The sequence below is a fragment of the Stenotrophomonas sp. 24(2023) genome, assembly GCF_030913365.1.
Lineage (GTDB): Bacteria > Pseudomonadota > Gammaproteobacteria > Xanthomonadales > Xanthomonadaceae > Stenotrophomonas.
The window spans coordinates 4,308,818-4,324,053 of record NZ_CP133160.1; the positions used below are offsets into that span (position 1 = coordinate 4,308,818).

The following is a 15,236-nucleotide window of genomic DNA, read 5'->3' on the forward strand; positions in this document are numbered from 1 at the left end:
ACCGACGGGCTCACTCCACCACCACCCCACGCGCCTCGCGCCGCCGGTGCATCCAGTAGTACACCGTCGGCAGCACCAGCAGCGTCAGCAGCATGGCCGACATCAACCCGCCGATCACCACCACCGCCAGCGGCTTCTGGGTCTCGGCACCGATCGCATGCGAGGTGGCCATCGGCAGCAGGCCGAACATCGCCAGCAGCGTGGTCATCAGCACCGTGCGCAGGCGCTGCAGCGAGCCCTGCACCACCGATGACAGCAGATCCATGCCCTGCTCGCGCAGCTGCCCGAACCGGCTCAGCATCACCACCCCGTTCAATACCGCCTGTCCGAACAGCGCGATGAACCCGATCGCAGCCGACACCGACAGCGGGATGCCGGTCAGCCATAGGGCCAGGATGCCGCCGATCATCGCCAGCGGCACATTGGCCAGGATCAGCGCGGCGCTGCCGATGTCCTTGAAGGCATCGAACAGCAGCACGAAGATGATCAGCACCGACAACGGAATCACCCAGCCCAGCCGCGCCATCGCGCGCTGCTGGTTCTCGAACTCCCCCGACCATTCAATGCGGTAGCCCTCGGGCAGCGTCACATTCGCCTCGACCACGCGGCGCATGTCGGCCACCACGCTGCCCATGTCACGGCCGGCGATGAAGATGCTGACCGCCTTCACCCGCTGTGCGTTCTCGCGCGAGATGTTGATCGCCCCGCTGGCCAGGTGGAAATCGGCCACGTCGGCCAGCGTCACGGTATGTCCCTCGCCGATGCCCACCGGCACCGTCCGCAGGCGCTGAAGATCGCGGTCGGCATCGTCCAGGCGCAGGGTGATCGGGAAGCGCCGCTCGCCCTCCCACAGTTCGCCCACCTCGCGGCCGCCCAGGGCGGTCTCGATCACTTCGTCGATGTCACGCACGTTCAGGCCATAGCGCGCGGCACGGTCGCGGTCGATCTCCACCCGCAGCTGCGGCAGCGTACCGTCGCGGTCGATGAACGCGCTCTCCACGCCGTCCACGCCGCGCACCTGGCCCAGGAGGGCCTGCGCCTGCCGGGTCAGCACGTCCAGGTTCTCACCACTGACCTTGATGACCACCTGGCCCTTGATCTGCGAAATGCTCTCCAGGATGTTGTCGCGCACCGGCTGCGAGATCGAGAACTCCGGCCCGGGAATGCGCTGTTCCAGCAGGCGCTGCATGTCGGCCACCAGCTGCCGTTTGTCGACCCCGCGCGGCCATTCCTTTTCCGGCTTCAGCGCCACCAGTGCCTCGATCTGGTTGGCGCCCTTCGCATCGGAGCCGTCTTCGGGGCGGCCCAGCTTGGCCACCACCGTGGACACCTGCGGGAAGGTGCGCACCAGCTCGCGGATGCGCCGCGACTGCTGCTGCGCTTCGGCCAGGCTGGTGCTGGGGTCCAGGGTGGCGGTGAGCCAGATCGAGCCCTCATCCAGCTCCGGCAGGAACTCCGAACCCAGCCGCGTGCCCAGCGCCAGCGTGGCCACCAGCAGCGCCACCGCCGTCAGCACCACCGCACGCGGCCGTGCCAGCGCCTTGACCAGCACCGGCTGGTACCAGCCGGTCAGGCGGTTCATCAGCGGGTTCTCGCCGCGCATGCGCTCGCGCCGCAGCCACCAGAAGCACAGCAGCGGCACCACGGTCAGCGCCAGGATCAGCGCGCCGATGAGCGCGGACGTCACCGAATAGGCCATCGGCGCGAACATGCGCCCTTCCTGCCGCTGCAGGGTGAAGATGGGAATATGCGCGGCGATGATGATCATCATCGAGAAGAAGGTCGGCCGGCCGACTTCCGAGGCCGCCGACAGCACCGTGGACAGCCGCGTCCTGCGGTCGGCCCCGGGGGGCAGGCCGGACAGCCGCGAAACAATGTGCTCGGTGACGATCACCGCGCCATCGATGATGATGCCGAAGTCCATCGCGCCCAGCGACAGCAGGTTGGCCGGCACGCCCCACAGGTGCAGGCCCAGGAAAGTGGATAGCAGGGCCAGCGGCATCATCGCCGCCACGATCAGCGCGGCGCGGGCGTTGTACAGGAACAGCCACAGCACCAGGAACACCAGCACCGCGCCTTCCAGCAGGTTGCGGAACACGGTCTTGAGCGTGGTCGACACCAGCCAGGAGCGGTCGTAGAACGGCTCCAGCGTCACCCCGGCCGGCAGCTGCCGCGCCTGGATGTCGGCGATGCGGGCATGCAGCGCATCGAGCACCGCCGAGGGGTTCTCGCCCTTGCGCATCAGCACCATGCCGAACACCGCATCGTCGTTGTCATCCTGGCCGACCAGCCCCTGCCGGGGCAGGCCGGTATCGGCGATGCTGGCCAGGTCGCGCACCAGCACCGGGGTGCCACCACGCTGGGCCACCACCACATTGCCGATGTCCGCCGGCGACCGCATCAGGCCCACGCCACGGATCAGGAACTGCTGCTGGCCGCGCTCGATGTAGCCGCCACCGGCATTGGAGCTGCCGTTTTCCAGTGCCTGTGCGAAGTCGCCCAGGCTGACGCCCCGGTCACGCAGCTTGTCCAGGTCCGGCTTGACCTGGAAGGTGCGCGCATAGCCGCCGAAACTGATCACATCGGCCACGCCGGGCACGGTGCGCAGGCCGCGCTCCATCACCCATTCCTGCACGGTGCGCAGCTGCGTGGACGACAGGTGCGGGGCGTGCAGCACATAGCGGTAGATTTCGCCCACCGCCGAACTCATCGCTTCCAGTTCCGGCTGCACCCCTTCGGGCAGGTCCACGCCCTGCAGGCGCTCCAGCACCTGCGCGCGGGCGAAGTAGTCGTCGGCCTTGTCGTCGAAGGTCAGGATGATCATCGACAGGCCGAACTGGGTATGCGAGAACACCCGCACCGAGTGCGGGATGCCCGACAGTGCCACCTCCAGCGGTATGGTGATCTCGCGTTCCACTTCCTCGGCGGCGCGCCCGGGGTGCAGGGTCACCACGGTCACCTGGGTGTCGGACACATCCGGGAAGGCTTCCACCGGCAGCATGCGGAACGCGGCGATACCGGCACCGACGAACAGCAGCAGCGCCAGCATCACCATCAGCGGCTGGCGCAGGCAGTACGCAATCAGACGATCGATCATGGCGTGGCGCGTCCTGCCGCCTGGGCGGTGGCCGTGCTGGCCGGGCCGGCCGGCACGGCCGGTGCGCTGTCCACCAGCTGCTGCAGCAGCAACCCGCCTTCCACCACTACCCGGGTGCCGACGGCCAACCCGTCACGCACCCACAGGCGGCCATCGCCCAGTTCTTCCGCGTTGACGGCGTGGCGCACGTAGTGGCCCTTGCCTTCATCGACGAACACCACCTGCCGGCCCTCGATCAGCAGCACGGCGGCGTCGGGCAGCGATACCCCGCCCTGGGCCGGCAACGCGACCCCGGCACGCACGTACTGCCCGGCCTTGAACTGGCGACCGTGGTTGTCCAGCTCGGCCCGGGCCTGCACCACGCGGCGCTCGTTGTCGACGAAATCATCCACGTGCTGCAGCGTGGCCTGCACCACCGCACCATCGGCACCGGCAACGCTGACCTGCACGCCCGGCGCCACGCGGCTGGCCAGCCGCTCGGGGATGTCCAGCAGCAGCCACAGCCGCTCCGGGTCGCCGACCACCGCCAGCGGCTGCTCGGCCTCCGGGCTGACCGCCATGCCCGGGCTCATGCGCCGCTCCACCAGCACGCCATCGATGGGCGCGCGCAGCGGCAGGCGCTGGTCGATGCGGTGGCCCGTGCCATAGGCGCTGGCAAAGGCCGCCGCGCGCGCATGTTCGGCCTGGCTGCCGGCAAAGGCCGCTTCGGCATCATCCAGCTCGCGGCCCGATACCACGCCTGCCGCGTGCAGTTCACGGGCGCGCGCCAGTTCATTGCGTGCCTGCTGCAGTTCGGCGCGGCCGCGTGCCCCATCGGCCTGCGCCTGGCCGAATTCCGGCGAGGTGATCCAGGCAATCACCTGCCCGGCCTTCACCCGCTGCCCGGGCTGCGCCTCGATGCGGGCCACCTGCCCGGCCAGCGGCGCACGCAACGCGCTGGAACGGGTCTCGTCCCAGGCCACGCGCCCCGGCAACTGCAGCGTCGCGCTGGCACCGGCGGTCACCGCTTCGCTGCGCAGCACGTCCAGCTGCCGGCTGTCGGCCGGAAACTGGATGTCGCCCGCGCGCACGGTCGGCGCCGTGTCGCTGTAGAGGGCCGGCTCGCGGCCACAGCCGGCCAGCAGCGCCAGCGCCAGCACGGCCGGCAGCAGCGCGGCACGCGCCGCAGGACGGGCAGTAAACACCTTCATCGGATCTCTCCTTCGACAACCGTGGTGGCGGCGCGCCAGCGCGCCAGGGCAATGGCATGGCCGGCCCGCGCGTCGATCAGCGCGGCCTCGAAATCGCGCCAGCTGCGGCGCGCATCCAGCAGATCGGTCAGGCTGGCGGCACCGCGGCGGAACGCCAGCTCCATGCCCTCCACCGCACGCCGGGCACTGTCGCCCTGCGCGCCTTCATAGGCCTGGCGTCGCGCCTGCGCGGCCACCAGCGCCGCCTGCAGCTGGTCCATCTCGGCACGCGCCTGCCGGTGCAGGTGCTGCAGGGCCAGGGCCGCACCGTCACGGTCGGCCTGCGCACGCTGGATGGCACCGCGTGCACGCGATGCACCGCCCAGCGGCACGGTCATCGACACGCCCCAGGTGACACCGCTGATGTCACCGGGTTCGCGCTCGGCTTCGATGCCGAGCTGGATATCGCGATGGCGCTCGCTGCGGGCCAGCGCCACCCCCGCCTCCGCCGCCTCCAGGCGGGCCCGTGCCGCGCGCAGATCGCTGCGCTGCTGCGGATCGATCGCCCTGCGCCCGCCGTCGGAGTCCACCTGCGGCCACGCATCGTCGGCGCTGAGTGCATCGCCCGCATCACGCCCCATCAGCAGCGCCAGCGCATGGCGTGCATCGCCCAGGTCCAGCGCCGCATCGCGCGCGGCATCGGCCACGGCAAGGTCATCCACCGCCAGGCGCGCGCGGTCCACCGGCGCCAGCGCACCGACCGCCACCTGGCGATCGGCCGCGGCCAGCTGCTCGCGGGAGCTGCGGCGGTTGTCCTCGGCGATCGCTGCACGTTCCTGCGCGGCCTTCAGGCCGAAATAGGCTTCCTGCACGGCCACCTGCTGCTGGCGACGGCTGTCGAGCACCTCCAGGCCGGCGGTGGCCAGCAGCGCATCGGCCTGGCGCATGCGCAGCGCCCGCTTGCCGCCACGTTCCCAGGTCCAGCCCACGCCCAGCGTGCTGTCCAGCCGCTTGTGCTGTGGCCCGCCCGGGCCCAGGCCCTGCTGCGCACTGTACTTGCTGGTGCCCAGCGCAAGTTCGGCCTCGGGCCGCAGCGCCGCCGTCAGTGCATCGCCCTGCACGCCACGCAGTTCCAGCGCGGCCGCGCGCAGGTCCGGGTTGTGCGCTTCCATCGCACGCAGGGCATCGGCCAGGGTCAGCGCCGATGCCGCCGGCGCACACACTACGGCGGCAACCAGCACCGCAAGGCGAGAGGTGAAATTCATGCGCGCCACGGTAAGGTGACGCACTTGCGCCAAACTTTCCCGAACCTTGCGCGAAGCTTGCAATGCGTATCCTGCTGATCGAAGACGATGCTGCCCTGGCCGATGGACTGGTGCGCGCCCTGCACGGCGCGGGCCATCCCTGCGACCATCTTCCGCGTGGCCTGGCCGCGCCGGCCGCGCTGGCCAGTGCGCCCTATGACGTGATGGTGCTGGACCTGTCGCTGCCCGACATCGATGGCCTGGAGCTGCTCTCGCGCCTGCGCAGCGAAGGCATCACCCTGCCGGTGCTGATCCTGACCGCACGCGATGGCGTGGAGGACCGCATCCTCGGCCTGGACAGCGGCGGCGATGATTACCTGGCCAAGCCCTTCGCCCTGGGCGAACTAGAAGCGCGCCTGCGTGCGCTGTCGCGACGCCGCAGCGATGCCCCGGCGCACAAGCGCATCGGCGCGCTGTGCTTCGACAGCAACCGCCGCGAAGTGCAGGTGGATGGCGAGCGCCTGGAACTGACCGCGCGCGAGCTGTCACTGGTGGAAATGCTGATGCAGCAGCCCGGGCGCATCGTCACCAAACAGCGCCTGTTCGACACGCTCTACAGCTGGGACCACGAGGCCAGCCTGTCGGTGATCGAAGTGCATGTCAGCCGCCTGCGCCGCAAGTTCGAGCAGGCCGGTGCCGGCGTGGGCATCCGCATGCTGCGCGGGCTGGGCTACCGGCTGGAACGCCACGATGGCTGAGCGCATGCACAGCCTGCGCGGGCTGCTGCTGCGCCGCCTGTGGCTGCCGCTGCTGGGGCTGCTGCTGTGCAGTGCCGTGGGTTCCTTCGCGCTGGCCCGCTTCTATGCCGGGCAGGTCTACGACCGCTGGCTGCTGGACTCGGCCATGTCGCTGGCCGAACTGGTGAAGGTGCACAACGGCAGGGCCAGCATGGAGATCACCCCGGCGGTGTCACGCATGTTCACCTGGGACACCGTGGATGAGGTGCACGGCGAGGTGCTCGATGCCGGCGGCGCACGCCTGTATGGCGATCTGCCCGAACCGCTGCCACGCCCCGTGCAGGCCGCCGCTGGCGAGGCGGTCTACTACGATGCGCGCCTGCGTGGCCAGGCGGTGCGCATGGTGGAAGTGCAGGTACCCACCGCCAGCGGCCAGAGCGTGCGCCTGCGCGTGGCCGAAACCCTGCGCAAGCGGCACCGGCTGGAACGCAAGCTGCTGATGACCAGCGTGCCCTTCCAGGCGGCGATCATGGCGCTTGCCGCGTGGCTGGCCTGGGCCGGCACCGGCGCAGCCGCGCGCCAGGCCAACCAGGTGGCGCGCCGGCTGGCCGGGCCCCGGCCCGACCCGCTGGCACCGCTGCAGCCTGCCGCCGAGGCGCCGCGCGAACTGTGGCCGGCCGTCGAGGCCATCAACGCACTGCTGCAGCGGCTATCGGCCATGCAGGACGCGCAGCGCCGCTTCGTCGCCAACGCCGCGCACCAGCTGCGCACGCCACTGGCGGCGATGCAGGTCGAACTGGAAAGCTCGTTGCGCCAGCACGATCCCCAGGCCCAGCAGCTGGCACTGTCGGGCACCCTGGCCGGGCTGGCGCGGTTGCAGCACCTGGTGCACCAGCTGTTGATGCTCAGCCGTTCGGAAGACAGCAACGGCACGGCCTTGCCCCTGCAGACCGTCGATCTGGCGGCGCTGTCGCGGCAGGTGCTCGAACGCAGTGCCGACCGCGCGGTGCAGGCCGGGGTGGATCTGGGCTACGAAGGCCCGGACGAGGGCGTGCCGGTCCAGGGCGATGTGCCCTTGCTGCGTGAGGCACTGGGCAACCTGGTGGACAACGCGCTGCGCTATGGCCGTCCACGCGGTGTTGTCACGCTGAGCGTAGCGATACAGCCCGGTGGCGTGCAGGTGTGTGTGGATGACGATGGTCCCGGCATCGCAGCCGGCGAACGCACCCGCGTCACGGAACGCTTCTATCGCGCCAGCAACAGCGGCGATGGCTGCGGGCTGGGGCTGGCCATCGTCAGCGAGATCGCCAACCGGCATGGCGCGCGGTTGACCATCGCCACATCGCCGCTGGGCGGCGCGCGGGTGGGATTGCGGCTCCCCGCCCGGTAGGCGAGCCGGCGACCCATCCGGTGGACGCCAACCAAGGTTGGCATCTACCAAAGCCGGTATCAGGTCAGCGAGTCATCCGGTAGATGCCAACCTCGGTTGGCGCCGTTGATCTCCCATGTGCCAACCAAGGTTGGCATCTACCCAAGCGGGATCGCGGGTCAGCGACTCATCCGGTAGACGCCAACCTTGGTTGGCGCCGTTGATCTCCGGTGTGCCAACCAAGGTTGGCATCTACCCAAGCGGGATTGCGGGCCGGTGATTCATCCGGTCGGTGCCAACCTCGGTTGGCACCGACCAGAGCCGTATCGGGTCAGCGACTCATCGAATACGGCGCCTGTGCGCCCTGCCCCGGCCAGGCGGTGTTCGCTTCGGCCTGCATGGTGAACTTCAGCTCGCCACCGGCCAGGATCTCGTCATGGCGCAGGAAGGTGCGCTGCAGCGGCTTGCCGTTGAGGGTCACGCCACCGACGTAGGTGTGCTTGTCGTCCAGGCCGTCGGCGATGATCGTGAAGGTCTTGCCGTTGGGCAGGCGCATGGCGGTCTTCGGCAGGAACGGACGGCCGATGATGTACTCGCCCGAGCCCGGTGCCACCGGGTAGAAGCCCAGCGCGGTGAACACGTACCACGCCGACATCTGGCCCACGTCGTCATTGCCGGCCAGGCCATCGGGGCGGTCGGCGTACTGGGTGTCCATGATCTGCTTCAGGCGGGCCTGGGTGCGCCACGGCTGGCCGGCATAGGCATACAGGTAGGCCACGTGGTGGCTCGGCTCGTTGCCGTGCGCGTACCAGCCGATCAGGCCGGTGATGTCTTCCATGTGCGCGAAGATCGACGGGTCGACCTTGGCATTGAATACATCATCCAGGCGCGCCAGCAGCTTGTCGCTGCCACCGTGCGCTGCCGCCAGGCCCGCCACGTCCTGTGGCACGTACCACGAATACTGCCAGGCATTGCCTTCGGTGTAGTCGGTGCCGTAGCCGCTGGCACTGGGGTCGAACGGCGTGCGGAACGAACCATCACGCTTGCGCGCGCGCATGAAGCCGGTGTCCTTGTCGAAGGCGTTGCGCCAGTTGGTCGCCCGCTTGTCGAAGGTGGCCGCCACGTCCTGCTTGCCCATCGCCTGCGCCATGCGTGCGATGGTCCAGTCGTCGAAGGCGTATTCCAGCGTCTTGCTGGCTGCTTCGCCTTCTTCATCGATCGGCACGTAGCCCAGCTCGCGGTATTGCGCGATGCCGTCATACGGGCCGTAGTTGGCGGTGGCCACCATCGCCTTCAGCGCCTTGTCGGCATCGAAGCCGCGGATGCCCTTCACGTAGGCATCGGCGATCACCGGCACGGCGTGGTAGCCGATCATGCACCAGTCTTCAAGGCCGTGGAACGACCACACCGGCAGCATGCCGTACGGGCTGCTTTCCTGGTGGGCCAGCATGGAGTTGATGAAATCGCTGGTGCGCTTTTCCGGCTGCACCAGGGTCAGCAACGGATGCAGCGCACGGTAGGTATCCCACAGCGAGAACGTGGAATAGTTGGTGAAACCGGTGGCCTTGTGCACGGCATTGTCGGCACCGCGGTACTGGCCATCGGCATCCATGAACAGCGTCGGGCCCAGCATGGTGTGGTACAGCGCGGTGTAGGTGCTGCGGCGCGCATGTTCAGGCGCATCGATATCCAGCACCGACAGCGCCTTGGTCCATTCCTGCTTCGCCTGCGCACGCACGCGGTCGAAGTCGAAATCCGGCACTTCCGCATCGAGGTTGGCGATGGCACCGGCTTCGCTGACCGGCGAAATGGCCACCTTCACCACCAGTGGTGCGTCCAGCTTGCCGAAATCGAAGGTGCCCACCAGCTGGCGGCCTTCGATCTGTGCACGCTGGCTCGGGTCCTTCTCCCCCGGGGGGGCGAAGCCCTTGTAGATGATGTCCTGCTCGGTGTTGTGCAGTTCATGGCGGGCCAATGGGCGCGAGAAGCGCATGGCGAAGTACAGCTGGCGGCCCGGCGCCCAGCCGCGCGTTTCGCGGAAACCGGTCACGGTGCCGTCCTCGCGCACGCGCACCCGCGACCACAGCACCTTGCCCGGGTAGTCGTACATGCTGGTGCGCATGTCCACCAGCACCTTCGCATCGGTGCCCTTCGGGAAGGCGTAGCGGTGCACGCCCACGCGCGCACTGGTGGTCAGTTCGGCGCGGACCTTGTAGTCATCCAGGGTGACGGCGTAGTAGCCCGGCTCGGCCTTTTCATCATCGTGGCGGAAGCGCGAGGCGTAGCCGCTGCCCGGCTTGTCCGCATCGCCACGTTCCAGGCCCGGGGTGCCGGTGAACGGCATCACCAGGATGTCGCCCAGGTCCGAATGGCCGGTGCCGGAGAAATGCGTGTGCGAGAAGCCGACGATGCTGCTGTCGTCGTAGCGGTAGCCCGCCGCCCAGCCATAGGCCTTTTCACGCGGCTGGATGCGCGTGTCCGGGCTGAGCTGGACCATGCCGAACGGTACGGTGGCGCCCGGATAGGTATGGCCCTCGCCGCCGGTGCCGATGAACGGATCGACCGAGGCATAGGCCTTGTCGGCAGCGGTCTTGGCGGGGGCGGCGGCGCTGAGGCCGGAAGCGAACATCGCCGAGGCGGCGACAGCGATCAGGAAACGACGGTCCAACGTGGGCATCGGTATTTAGATCGATTCAGGTGGTGGGCCGAGCATAGCACTGGGCAGTCCCCGTCGCATGTTGCATTGCGGCTGAGGGGGCCCCCGGCGCAGGCGCGTGGTCACACGCCCAGAACCGGACGCAATGCGCGGATCGACATGCTTTGCAACTTGTTGCATGGCATCTGCGGCAGGGGCGGTGAACACTGATAACGCGCCAAATACGTCACACACGACAGTCTCTGGCACATACCCCTATCCGTCGAGGAGGTCGCCCCATGGTCATCCGCCCCGCCACCATCGCCCCGCTTGCCCGTCCGCTGGCGATGGCGCTGCTCGCCGTGCTGGCCTTGCCGGTGCCCTTTGCCCGGGCCGGCACTGTCTCAGGCCCGGGCGCGACCCACACCGTGCAACCAGGTGATCGGGTGGAGGACTGGTTCGTCAACGATGGGGCGCTGCTCCAACTGCTGCCGCAATCCGAGGTGCTGAACACGTTCGTGACCGATTCGCGGATGGAAGCGACCGACGCCCGGATCGATTTCATCAATGCCAGAGGCGGGCATGTGGATATCCGGGGCGGGACATTGGGCAATCCCGTTCGTGGGGGGTATGCAGCGCTGATCAACAACAGCATGGCCCGGCTGGAAGCGGTGGATGTCACCGTCTTCGGCATCGGCCTCTGGGCGCTACGTGCCAGTACTGAACTCGAGGTCATCCGCTCGACAGTGACCACCACCCAAATCGGCGTGGATGTCCAGGAAGGCGCGGCCATCCGCCTGCAGGACGTCCAGCTGCAAGCCACCAACACCGGCAACGGCATTGGCATCCGGCTTGCGGACAGCCGCGCCACCGTCGTCGACAGCCGGATCCAGTCCGGTCACACCGGCGTGTCCATGACCAACAGCGAAGCGGACATCATCGGCAGCACCGTGGCTGGGCGTACGCGCGGGGTGCTGGTCACCACCACCGCCGGTGCGGCCATGCCTGCACATGCGCGGCTGGACACCACCGAGGTCACCGCGACCGCCGGCCCGGCGGTGCTGCTGTCCGGGCCCAGCGCACTGACCCTGCGCGGCAGCCACCTGCAGGGGGCTGGCAGCAACGGCATCGGCGTACTGGCGCAGGGTGACATCACCCTGGCCGCCTACGGCAGCCGCATCGAAGGCGTCCTCAGCGGACTGCGCATCGAAACGCCTGCCCGCAGCAGCATCCTGCTGGACGGTACGCATATCGTGGCAACCGGTGGTGATGCGATCCAGGTGGACGGGACCGCGAGCGCGCTGGCCCGCATCGACCTGCGCAACGGCACCACGCTCGCTGCCAGCAGCGGCATCCTGCTCCATGCACAGGCCAGTAGCCAGGTGGACCTGCGGGTTTCGGCCTCGCACCTGGTGGGCGATCTGGTCGGCCAGAACATGACCACCGGGTTGGACGTGACCCTGGGCGATGGTGCCACGCTGACCGGTCGCATCGACGGTGGCCGGGCCATTGCCATCCACGATGCGCAGTGGCAGCTGACCGGCGACAGCACGATCGCAAGCCTGCAGGTCGGCCCCGAAGCGGTGGTGGCGCTCGGCCGGGGCGACACGTTCCACCGTCTGGCCATCAGCGATGATTTCACCGGCAACGGCGGCACGCTGCTGTTCAACACGGTGCTGGCCGGCGATGACGCGGCGACCGACACGCTGGTGATCGCTGGCGACACCCATGGCACCGCCAACGTGCGCGTCAACAACATCGGCGGAGCCGGCGCACAGACCACCCAGGGCATCGAGCTGATTTCAGTAGGCGGGGCGTCCAACGGCCAGTTCACCCTGGCCGGCCGCGCCGTGGGCGGCCAGTACGACTACTTCCTGCACAAGGGCACTGGCACCGATGGCAACTGGTACCTGCGCTCGGTGCTGCCGACGCCGCCGGACCCCTGCGTGGTCGATCCCGCCGCCTGTACGCCGCCGGTCGATCCGGTCACCCCGGTCGATCCTGGCGAGGAAACTCCGCCACCCGGCCCGGACCCCGAGCCGATCCTGCGCCCGGAAGGCGGCGCATACGTGGCCAACCTGCGTGCCTCGCAGGACATGTTCCGCATCGGCTACCACGCGCGCCGTGCCGGCCAGAACGGCGGCCGCGCCTGGGCGCGTGTGGACGGTGACCGGCAGGGTTTCGATGCGGCAGGCCGGCAGCTGGAGATCCATGGCAACAGCCAGGCGCTGAGCGTGGGCACCGATCTGTGGCGCGCCGGCAACGGCAGCAGCGTCGGCGTGATGCTGTCCAGCGGCAACGCCACCAGCACCTCCACCAATCCGCTCAGCGGCTACTACGCGCGCGGCAAGGTGAAGGGTGAAGCGCTGGGCCTGTACGGCACGTGGCGCGGTGGCCCGCTGGCCGACCCGCATGCCGGCTTCTATGTGGACGGCTCGGTGCAGCGGGCACGGTTCCGCAACCGCGTGGAAGGCGTGAGCCTGATGGCCGAGCGCTATGGCAGCCGCGCCTGGCAGGGGGCGCTCGAAACCGGCTACGCATTCCGTCTGCGCGGCGCGTCCAGCAGCAGCCTGTACCTGGAGCCGCAGCTGCAGGTGGGCTACACCCGCTGGAGCGATACCCGCCACACCGAAGCCAACGGCACGGTGGTGACCACCGACGATGCCGATGGCCTGTTCGGGCGCGCCGGCCTGCGCCTGTCCGGCGTGACCCGCTGGGAAGGCCGTGCCGCACAGGTGCAGCCGTACCTGGCCGCCCACTGGCTGCACAGCCGCGCCGACGCGCGGGTGCGCATGGATGGCGAACGGGTGGAGGCGCGTATTCCACGCAGCCGTGCCGAAGTGAGCGCCGGTGCCTCGGTGACGTTTGCCAACGGCCTGGGCGTGTGGGGCGGCCTGGCCCGCCAGCAGGCCAGCGGCTACCACCTGACCAGCGCGCAGCTGGGCATGAGCTACGCCTGGTAAGCGCGGCGCCCGGCGGGGACAGCGGGTTCAGCAGGAGCGTCGTCCCACGCAGGAAAGGGATGCCGGTCACGCCGCCAGGGCGCGCTGGATGTCTTCCAGTGGCGCATTGGTCAGGTCCTTGGCCAGATCATGCAGCAGGCGCGCCTGCGCTTCCTTGTGCAGCAGCGGGCGGATACGCCCGAGCGTGGTCGGGTCGGCCACCAGCACGAAATGCGTATAGCGGCCGTGCAGGGCATCGTCGTTGATCTGCTCGGCCACCTGCTTGGCAAAGGTGGCCTCATTGAGCTGGGACGGCGACATGTCCGGCGGCACCGCACCGGAGGGCCCCTGCCCGGACACGCCTTCGGCGCTGAATTCCTGCAGGTTCAGTTCGCCTTCCTGCTTCAAGGCCAGCGCGTGATCGCTGCCGACATTGGTGAACACACGTGCGGAGCCGCCATTGGCCACGATGATCAGGGTGCCCTGGGGAATGCGCGGGGTCATGGTCTGCTCCTGGAAGAAGGGGATTCCACCCTAGAAGGCCGCCTGTAAGCGCCACGACCAGGCCCTGTGCAGAGGGTGTCATCGGGTTCAGGGCACACCGTCTGCCGGTGCTTGCTGCCGGCCGGTGTAGGGCCGGCCCCGACTGCCCGCAGTGGCCGCCGCGTGCAACAGTAGCGGCGCGTACACGGACGCAAGCCATGCAGGATGCAGACCATGACCGATGCTCCCCGGAATAAAAACGCCTACCCACTGCCGAAAGGCACGCTCTACGCGCGGCTGGACCAGCGGTACGCCATCCAGGACTACGCTCCGGACCTTCCCTGCCTGCGGCTGGTGGGGGTGAGCGCTGGCGATTTCCAGGCCCGGGCATTCAACGAAGCGCAGGCAGAGGTCTTCCTGCTGGACATCGCCTGGCATGACGTATGCCGTAGCAGGCCCCACGACCCCCTGTGGGAAGCGCTGCGGCCATCGTTCCGTCGCTATCTCGAACAGGACGCTGGGCGGGACGATGAGTGGGACGACGAGTGGGACGATGAGTGGGATGGCAACGACACGGACGCCCAGGCGGTCGTGCCGTGGATCAAGGTCCGCTACCGGCGGGCCCGCCGACCGACCGGCAGCTATGGCTATTGCCTGTTCCAGGGCGTGCGGACACCCACCTACCTGCACATCATGAGCCTGCAGCTGGTCGCCGGGCCGGCCATCACGCCGCCCCCGCTGTTGCCACTGCCTGTGCCAGCCCCCGCTCCGGCGCCCGTTCCCGCGCCGCCGATGGCCACGCCCCTGTCTGTCACGGCCTTCCATGTCGGGCAGGGCATGTGCAGCCTGATCACCCATGGCCAGCATGGCCTGCTGCTGGACTGCGGCGCCGGCACGCCGATCAAGCGCCCGGCCTACCTGGCCGGACCCGCTCCCGCCGGCCCCTTCATCAACGATCTGCACACTGCCATCCAGCCCCTGTCGACACTGGAGGCCATCGTTTCGCATGCGGACTCGGACCACTGGCGCCTGCTCGACTGGGATCCCGCGCTTGCTGCCGGCGTCGGGCGCATCATCGTGCCGGTCGGCCTGGCTCCGTTGCCGTTCAAATCCCCCGCACTGGCCGGCAAGGTCGTTGCCGCAGGCGACCACACCGTACCACTGGGCACTGCCACGCTGTCGGTCATGCGGACCGCGCCGTCCTGCGCCGACTCCAATGGCAAGGCGCTGGTGGCCCGGCTCAGCATGGACGGCCAGACCCTGCTGTTCCCGGGTGATTACCACTACAACCGGTTCGCCAGCGACGGCAATCCCTCGATCAAGGCACTGGTCGGCGTACCGTGCGATGCGGTGGTGGTACCGCACCATGGCAGTGATGGCAGCAAGCACGCGGTTCCACCGGCCGCTGTTGCAGGCGTGTCCAAAGCGTTCTTTTCGGCGGGCAACCACTCCGGCTACAAGCATCCACGCGCCACATCCCTGGCCGCGCATGCCGGGGCCGGGTACGCGGTCATCAGCAACACCCTGTTGGCCCATATCGCGGCCCAGCCACTGCCCTGA

9 protein-coding genes are annotated in these 15,236 nt (G+C 68.9%); 4 read left to right on the forward strand and 5 right to left on the reverse strand.

Features of this window, described 5'->3' with window-relative positions; all coding sequences use genetic code 11:
- Positions 1–10: 10 nt before the first annotated feature.
- The 3 genes from Q9R17_RS19650 to Q9R17_RS19660 are packed head-to-tail and all read right to left on the reverse strand — an operon-like array spanning position 11 to position 5,531.
- Positions 11–3,097 (reverse strand): CusA/CzcA family heavy metal efflux RND transporter, encoded by a 3,087-nt coding sequence (locus tag Q9R17_RS19650; protein ID WP_308156261.1) that lies wholly within the window; start codon positions 3,095–3,097, stop codon positions 11–13.
- The gene (locus Q9R17_RS19655) at positions 3,094–4,287 is read right to left on the reverse strand and encodes an efflux RND transporter periplasmic adaptor subunit (RefSeq protein ID WP_308156262.1); all 1,194 of its coding nucleotides are present in this window, start codon (positions 4,285–4,287) and stop codon (positions 3,094–3,096) included. The genes Q9R17_RS19650 and Q9R17_RS19655 overlap by 4 nt, the downstream gene beginning before the upstream one ends.
- The gene (locus Q9R17_RS19660; RefSeq protein WP_308156263.1) at positions 4,284–5,531 is read right to left on the reverse strand and encodes a TolC family protein; all 1,248 of its coding nucleotides are present in this window, start codon (positions 5,529–5,531) and stop codon (positions 4,284–4,286) included. The genes Q9R17_RS19655 and Q9R17_RS19660 overlap by 4 nt, the downstream gene beginning before the upstream one ends.
- A gap of 62 nt (positions 5,532–5,593) precedes the next feature.
- Here Q9R17_RS19660 and Q9R17_RS19665 point away from each other — a divergent pair, with 62 nt between their 5' ends.
- Both Q9R17_RS19665 and Q9R17_RS19670 read left to right on the forward strand, forming a co-directional pair.
- Complete coding sequence (locus Q9R17_RS19665) at positions 5,594–6,268, forward strand: response regulator transcription factor (RefSeq protein ID WP_308156264.1); 675 nt, start codon at positions 5,594–5,596, stop codon at positions 6,266–6,268.
- The gene (locus Q9R17_RS19670) at positions 6,261–7,637 is read left to right on the forward strand and encodes a sensor histidine kinase (protein WP_308156265.1); all 1,377 of its coding nucleotides are present in this window, start codon (positions 6,261–6,263) and stop codon (positions 7,635–7,637) included. The genes Q9R17_RS19665 and Q9R17_RS19670 overlap by 8 nt, the downstream gene beginning before the upstream one ends.
- Positions 7,638–7,947: 310 nt before the next feature.
- On the opposite strand, the gene Q9R17_RS19675 is transcribed toward Q9R17_RS19670, so the two are convergent.
- Positions 7,948–10,299, reverse strand: coding sequence for a GH92 family glycosyl hydrolase (locus Q9R17_RS19675; protein WP_308158387.1), 2,352 nt, complete (start codon positions 10,297–10,299; stop codon positions 7,948–7,950).
- A gap of 251 nt (positions 10,300–10,550) precedes the next feature.
- Here Q9R17_RS19675 and Q9R17_RS19680 point away from each other — a divergent pair, with 251 nt between their 5' ends.
- Positions 10,551–13,214, forward strand: a complete 2,664-nt coding sequence (locus Q9R17_RS19680; RefSeq protein WP_308156266.1) for an autotransporter outer membrane beta-barrel domain-containing protein — start codon at positions 10,551–10,553, stop codon at positions 13,212–13,214.
- 66 nt (positions 13,215–13,280) lie between these two features.
- Here the strand turns inward: Q9R17_RS19680 and Q9R17_RS19685 are convergent, their stop codons facing one another.
- Positions 13,281–13,697, reverse strand: coding sequence for a host attachment family protein (locus Q9R17_RS19685; protein WP_308156267.1), 417 nt, complete (start codon positions 13,695–13,697; stop codon positions 13,281–13,283).
- Between the two features lie 213 nt (positions 13,698–13,910).
- Here Q9R17_RS19685 and Q9R17_RS19690 point away from each other — a divergent pair, with 213 nt between their 5' ends.
- On the forward strand, positions 13,911–15,236 hold the full coding sequence (locus Q9R17_RS19690) for a hypothetical protein (RefSeq protein ID WP_308156268.1): 1,326 nt from the start codon (positions 13,911–13,913) through the stop codon (positions 15,234–15,236).

Coding starts and splice junctions, on each gene's coding strand:
- Q9R17_RS19690 (WP_308156268.1), top strand. CDS start 13,911: ATGACCGATGCTCCCCGGAATAAAAACGCCTACCCACTGCCGAAAGGC.
- Q9R17_RS19680 (WP_308156266.1), top strand. CDS start 10,551: ATGGTCATCCGCCCCGCCACCATCGCCCCGCTTGCCCGTCCGCTGGCG.
- Q9R17_RS19655 (WP_308156262.1), bottom strand. CDS start 4,287: ATGAAGGTGTTTACTGCCCGTCCTGCGGCGCGTGCCGCGCTGCTGCCG.
- Q9R17_RS19665 (WP_308156264.1), top strand. CDS start 5,594: ATGCGTATCCTGCTGATCGAAGACGATGCTGCCCTGGCCGATGGACTG.
- Q9R17_RS19650 (WP_308156261.1), bottom strand. CDS start 3,097: ATGATCGATCGTCTGATTGCGTACTGCCTGCGCCAGCCGCTGATGGTG.
- Q9R17_RS19685 (WP_308156267.1), bottom strand. CDS start 13,697: ATGACCCCGCGCATTCCCCAGGGCACCCTGATCATCGTGGCCAATGGC.
- Q9R17_RS19670 (WP_308156265.1), top strand. CDS start 6,261: ATGGCTGAGCGCATGCACAGCCTGCGCGGGCTGCTGCTGCGCCGCCTG.
- Q9R17_RS19660 (WP_308156263.1), bottom strand. CDS start 5,531: ATGAATTTCACCTCTCGCCTTGCGGTGCTGGTTGCCGCCGTAGTGTGT.